General features: G+C 55.0%; 2 protein-coding genes and 1 pseudogene. All 3 read right to left on the bottom strand.

The genetic code is table 11. From position 1 onward, the window contains the following. Positions 1-30: 30 nt before the first annotated feature. Positions 31-204: pseudogene (locus E9531_RS17220) on the bottom strand (IS3 family transposase); the annotation flags it as partial. Positions 205-231: 27 nt separating this feature from the next. Then, positions 232-1348 (bottom strand): IS3 family transposase gene (locus E9531_RS17215; RefSeq protein WP_136575001.1). Its coding sequence is split into 2 segments (ribosomal slippage): positions 232-1096 and positions 1095-1348, totalling 1119 coding nucleotides; the frame shifts between segments, so codons are not numbered across the junction. Between the two features lie 182 nt (positions 1349-1530). After that, positions 1531-5103: a DUF5979 domain-containing protein gene (locus E9531_RS17210; RefSeq protein ID WP_158291840.1), complete on the bottom strand. Its 3573-nt coding sequence runs from the start codon at positions 5101-5103 to the stop codon at positions 1531-1533. Positions 5104-5423: the final 320 nt, after the last annotated feature.

The following is a 5423-nucleotide window of genomic DNA, read 5'->3' as shown; positions in this document are numbered from 1 at the left end:
TGCATCCCAAGAAGAACCTCTGGTCAGACGCTAATTGTTTAGTCCCGGCATTTGATGGATCGGATCTATCTTGAATCGATCAGGCTGCATTGTCCACTACTGACAGATGAATTCGAAGGGAGTCAGGCCCTTGAGAGTTTTGAGCCTTCGCCCAAAGTTGTAGGCATTGATAAAGTCAGCCAGGTGTTGTCGAAGCTGAGCGTGATGACGTCCTCCCCTAAATAGGACAAGCTAAGCTAGAGAAACTGGCGTGGTTTGGGATGGGGAGAATTTGCTTGCGAACACGCTGGGCGCGGTGTCAGCCAGCGCTGAATGGGGTCTTAGATGATTGTAATCGCACCTCCAGTTTTCAAGCTTTTCGCAGGCATCCGGCAGGGACATAAACCAGCTTGTATTCAAGCACTCATCGCGCAAGCTGCGGTTAAAGGACTCGATGAAGGGATTATCAGTTGGCTTGCCTGGGCGAGAGAAGTCCAAAGTGACTTGCCTGTCATAGGCCCATTTGTCCAACGCCAATGAGATGAACTCCGGGCCGTTGTCGGCTTGGATGCGGATGGGCGCTGGGCGTTGTTTGCAAACGCGTTGCAGAACCTGCACCACATCTTGCCCAGTCAGACTCTGACCCACTTCAATGGTCAAGCATTCCCTTGTGAAGTTGTCGATCAAGGTTAATGCCCTGAAGGGCTTGCCATTGAACAGCGCATCGCTGACAAAATCCATACTCCAGCTTTGATTCGGTGCAGTCAGAGAAGGCCGCGCAAGGCGATGGGCTGCTGCTTTGCGCCTTCTTGGCCGTTTGGTGCGCAAGTTCAAGCCATGCTGCTTGTAGATACGATAGAGCCGCTTGTGGTTGGCACGGTAGCCTTCACGGCGCATGAGCACATAGATTCGCCAAAAGCCATATCGAACTCGGGTGGCGGCAATCTCGCACATGCGAGCAGCCAGCGGTGCATCTTCTACTCTAGGTTGAGGGCGGTGATACCACCCCGAGCGAGGCTGCTTGCATACTGCGCAAGCGCGCTTGATACTCACCTGCCAATGGTCAATGAGGTGGCCCACCAGCGTTTTACGCTGGCTGGGCCTTAGAGCTTTTTTTGATGACATCCTGCAGCATCACCTTATCCAGACTGAGATTTGCAACGAGCTGCTTGAGCTTGCGATTCTCTTCTTCAAGCTGACGCAGACGCCTTAACTCGCTGGTACCAATGCCTGCATACTTCTTCTTCCACGCATAGAACGTGGCCTGTGAGACGCCTGTCTTTCGACAGACCTCTTCAACCGACACACCTGTCTCGGCTTGGTGCGGCGTAAACGCAATTTGCTCTTCGGTGAATTTCGACTTCTTCATGGTGACTGCCCTCCTTGGGCTGATTTCACCAGAATTCTCTAGTTTTGAGGTGTCCTTTTTATTGGGGGGACGTCACACGTCGGTACTCCCTTTTTTTCTCGGCAAGCTTTGTTGAACTACAAAGATGTCCAGAAAGTGCAAAAAAACCATCGTGTGTTATATCCACACATTTCCTCTATTCATCACAGACTTGGCCTTTGTCTACGATGTAAATGCATAGCCACCAGCAATGCCAGCATCAAAATCCACCAGCGCCCTCCCACTGGTACAGGCGTTGCATCCTCAGGAGGAGGGACAAGCCGGTGCTCTGTGGTGCAGTTGGTGCAAGTAGGGTCATCGTCCCCGCTGATGGCCACGCTGTTGCGCACGGAAGTCACGGCATCAGCGGTAACTTTGGCGCGGTAGCTGAAGAAATGATTGCCGACCGCAGCATTGGCAGCCAGCTCACAGTGCACCAGCTGGGGATTCACGCTGCAGGCGCTGCCTGCAGGGGCGGTCGTGGAGCCAGACACCAGCTCGAGGCCATTGCCCAAGGTATCGTGCAGATGCACGACACCTTTGGTCGGTGCGTTGCTGACAGTCACGGCGAGGGTATAGGTGATCTCATCGTCGATTTTGACGGCGGTGCCGCTGGCTGGGTCAGCCGATTTGCGCACAGTCACTGCTGGATCAAGGAGTGGTGTGCGAACGCAGTGCTCGGGACGGGTGGGATCGCACACTGTTGGCGGTGGGGCGGTCGTGTCGTCGGTGATGAGGTTGACCAGCTCGGTGACGTTGGCCGGCAGAGGGTCGATGACCTGCAGTTGCACGACCACCTGTCTCTCGGAATTCACCGCGATGGGTTCGGTCACCGTGATGGTGCAAACAGCCGGTCCACTCTGGCCTGCAGCGCAATCATGGCTGGTGCCACCGATGATGGCTTGCAAAGTGGTGTGCGCAGGCAAGACTTCAAAAAATTGGTGCGATGTGGCCACGCCAGTGCCGGTATTGCGCGCACGGATGGTGTAGTCAAGCCTCTCACCTGCTTCGGCATAGCCAGGTCGGCTGCCAGACTCCTGAGTCAACTGTTTCGCCGTCGCAACCTGAGGCCAGCCTCTGGCGGTATTGGTGACCACGACATTGCGCGCTGTGGTTGGGCCCAGCGTGTCGGTGGTATTGGCAATTTGGGGAGAGCCAACCCATTCGTAGCCTGCAGGCAATGCTGGCAACGGCGAGTTTTCGGTCACCGTACAGACTTCGCGGTCATAGAACGTCAGTGGTGCGCTGGTGCCGGTGGTAGCGCCTGCGGCAATGGCGATGGACCAGTTTTGCGTCGGTTGGGCGCCGCAAGTGACTGTGCCACTGAAAGTCATGGCCACGGGAAGCCCTTGGGTCAGCCCATCCACCACTTTGGTCACGGTGAATGGCGATTGGGTGTTGCGAATTTGGATGCTGACGTCGGAGCTGTTGGAGCCCATATTGACGTCGATCAATCCGGTCGGAATCTCCGCGTGTGCCACGTTTGTATAAGTGCCAGGCTCTGAGCCTGCCACACCCGTCACGGTAAAGCGCAGTCGGCTGTTAGCCGGCAGTGCAGCGATGGTGCTGCGCAAGGTGTGCGTGCTGGAATCATAGGTGATTGTGTCGCCGCATTGCGCCGGCACAGTGCCTGTACTTTCGCAGCGCACACTCACACCATCTTGGTGGTTGTAGACAAACGCCTCGGGCAATTCATCCAAAAATACCACATCGTTGGCCACACCAGGTCCGGCATTGGTCAAGTCAATGGTGTAAGAAAGCGCTTGCCCGGCAGTGACAAAGCTCGATGGCTGGCCTTCTACCAGAACGGCTTTGGTGATGGCCACATCGGCGCAACTGACCGGCATCTGAACGGTCGCCGATTTGGTTTCTGCGGTCACGCCAACAGGAGCGCGGATCACAGTGGAATTGGAGATGATGCCGCTGCCGTTGATGCAGCTGTCCTTATCGAAATAAGGTGTGACGGTGTATCGGAATGTCAGATCACTCTTGGCTGGAAACTGTGGGATTGGTCGACCACTTGTGTAGTTCGGCGTGCTTCCCAGCAAATAGGTGATCCCATTACCGCTTGCATTCAAAGACCTTCTGGTGTTGTAAGTCTGGAATTGATTGTTCGGTGGGCAGGTGGCACCGCCTGTGGCCTCACACCCGTTAAAAACAATGGTGGCATCGAACTCCGCACCCAGTCCTGTCGCAGTCATGGCATCACGCCACATGGCTCCGTCGGCGGTCACATCCCCTACATTGCGCACAGTAACGACATATTCAAAAGGTACGCCAGAGATAGGGGTCTGCGTGCTTTGTGTTTTTTCAATTTCAAACTCCGCAGGCGGACATGGCAAAGTAGCCGCAATGGGGGTTTGAACAGTGTCTGTCCGCTGGCGGACCTGAAAGCCCGCTGGTGGGCTCAGCCGGGCTTGGTTTTCAAATTGCTGTGCGTCAATTCCACATTGCGTGTTTTCTGTGACCACCATGTCATAGACGATGGTCAGTGAAGAATTTGCAGGAAATGTGTCGATCGTCTCACTGAACATCGGCCGCATTGCGGTGGTCGTTTGTGGCAGCGTTGGGCAAACAGCGCCTCCGGCGGGGGTACAAGAAACAAAGTGGGCTGTACTGGTGGCGTTGCCTGCGTTACGAGTAAATTGGGCGTAATCAGCCAACCGCGCGCCATGGGCGTCGACCCCATCGTTACGTGCCACGATGGTGTACCGTGTGGACCAACTGCCGTCGGGGTTGGACACAGGAGTGGTCTGGGTTTTCGTGACGGCCAGATTGGCCTCTGGGCAGCTGGCTGTGGCAGGGAATTGCCAGCGCACGTATGGACTGTTCAAGCCGGTGTCGCCGGTGTTCGTGATGCCGGCAGGCAGATTTACGAACATGGCGCGGTTGCTGAGGGTGTGGGTACTGATCCCGCAGCTCGTCAAAGGGGTGGCCGATAACGTGTAGCGCACCTGGATGCTGCTGCCCGCAGGCAACTTGGGCGCTGGGGTGTTGAACAGGTAAGAGCCATAGCTGTTGCCGATGGAGGGAAGGTCGCCGTTGACGAATTCAGAGTCTGGGGGGCACTCAGCAAGTCCGGTGGTGGTGCAACCCAGATAGTCCGCATTGAGGCTGCTGAGATACTGGGATGTGGAGCTGGTTGTCGTCAAATGATCACGAATGATGACGCCGTCCACAGCGGCTTGCCCCTCATTGGTGAACGTCACGGTGTAGGTGACCGGGTCGTTCGGGCCTGGATTGGCGGGCTCCATGACTTTGGTGACGTTCAAACGGGCATCGCCCCCCAAGGCAGTGTTGACAGTGCTTGAGTTGCTACTTGGCACTTGTTCGGTGAACCCGTCGGGGACGGCGATCACGGCAGTGCTGCTGACCGTACTCTGTCCGACGCCGAAAGAGCCGGTCACTCTGATTTTTATCTCACCTTGGTCTGCTAGATACGGCAAGACGCCAGCGACTAACGTGTTGCCAATCGTGAATGAGGCTGGACACTCTGTTACGCCGGTATCGGGCCCTAATACGCTGTCTCCAGCTTTTTCGACTGAACAAGTGGCCGCAACGTTTTGCGCTCTCAGAGGCATGGAGATGTTGAAACTCGCTCCATCGGCCGCGACCTGGCCGTTGTTGGTGAGTGTCACCACATACTCAAAGCCGTCTCCTTGAAAAGCATTGATGGGCCCTGAGTTGTTGGCGACGAGGTCAACGACTTGAGACCAAGCCAGCAATGGTGTGGCCAAAAACAACCCAGCAGTGATACTTTTTAGTACATATCTCAATGATCTGGATACAATATTTTTTTTTGAGGTAATCATTTTTTGTGGTAAATAAATCCGACAAGCCGTTAATATAACAAAATAATCTGAAATTTTTTTTCTTTTGTTATGTATTCGAGTCATTTTGTCTGCTAGTAATCTTTATTCACAAACCCAAGCACACCGAGCCCCTGGCTAGAGGTATAGCTCCGAGATTTTCTGGTGCGGACAGTGTAGACAGATGGTTCTTCACTGCAACAGCTCGCAAAGGGGAACCTCTCAAAACCCCAGGCCCAGGCCAGATG

The sequence above is a fragment of the Lampropedia puyangensis genome (genome assembly GCF_004833285.1).
Classification (GTDB): domain Bacteria; phylum Pseudomonadota; class Gammaproteobacteria; order Burkholderiales; family Burkholderiaceae_C; genus Lampropedia; species Lampropedia puyangensis.
Note: the sequence above shows the minus strand (reverse complement) of the source record. Positions and strands in the feature narration are given on the sequence as shown.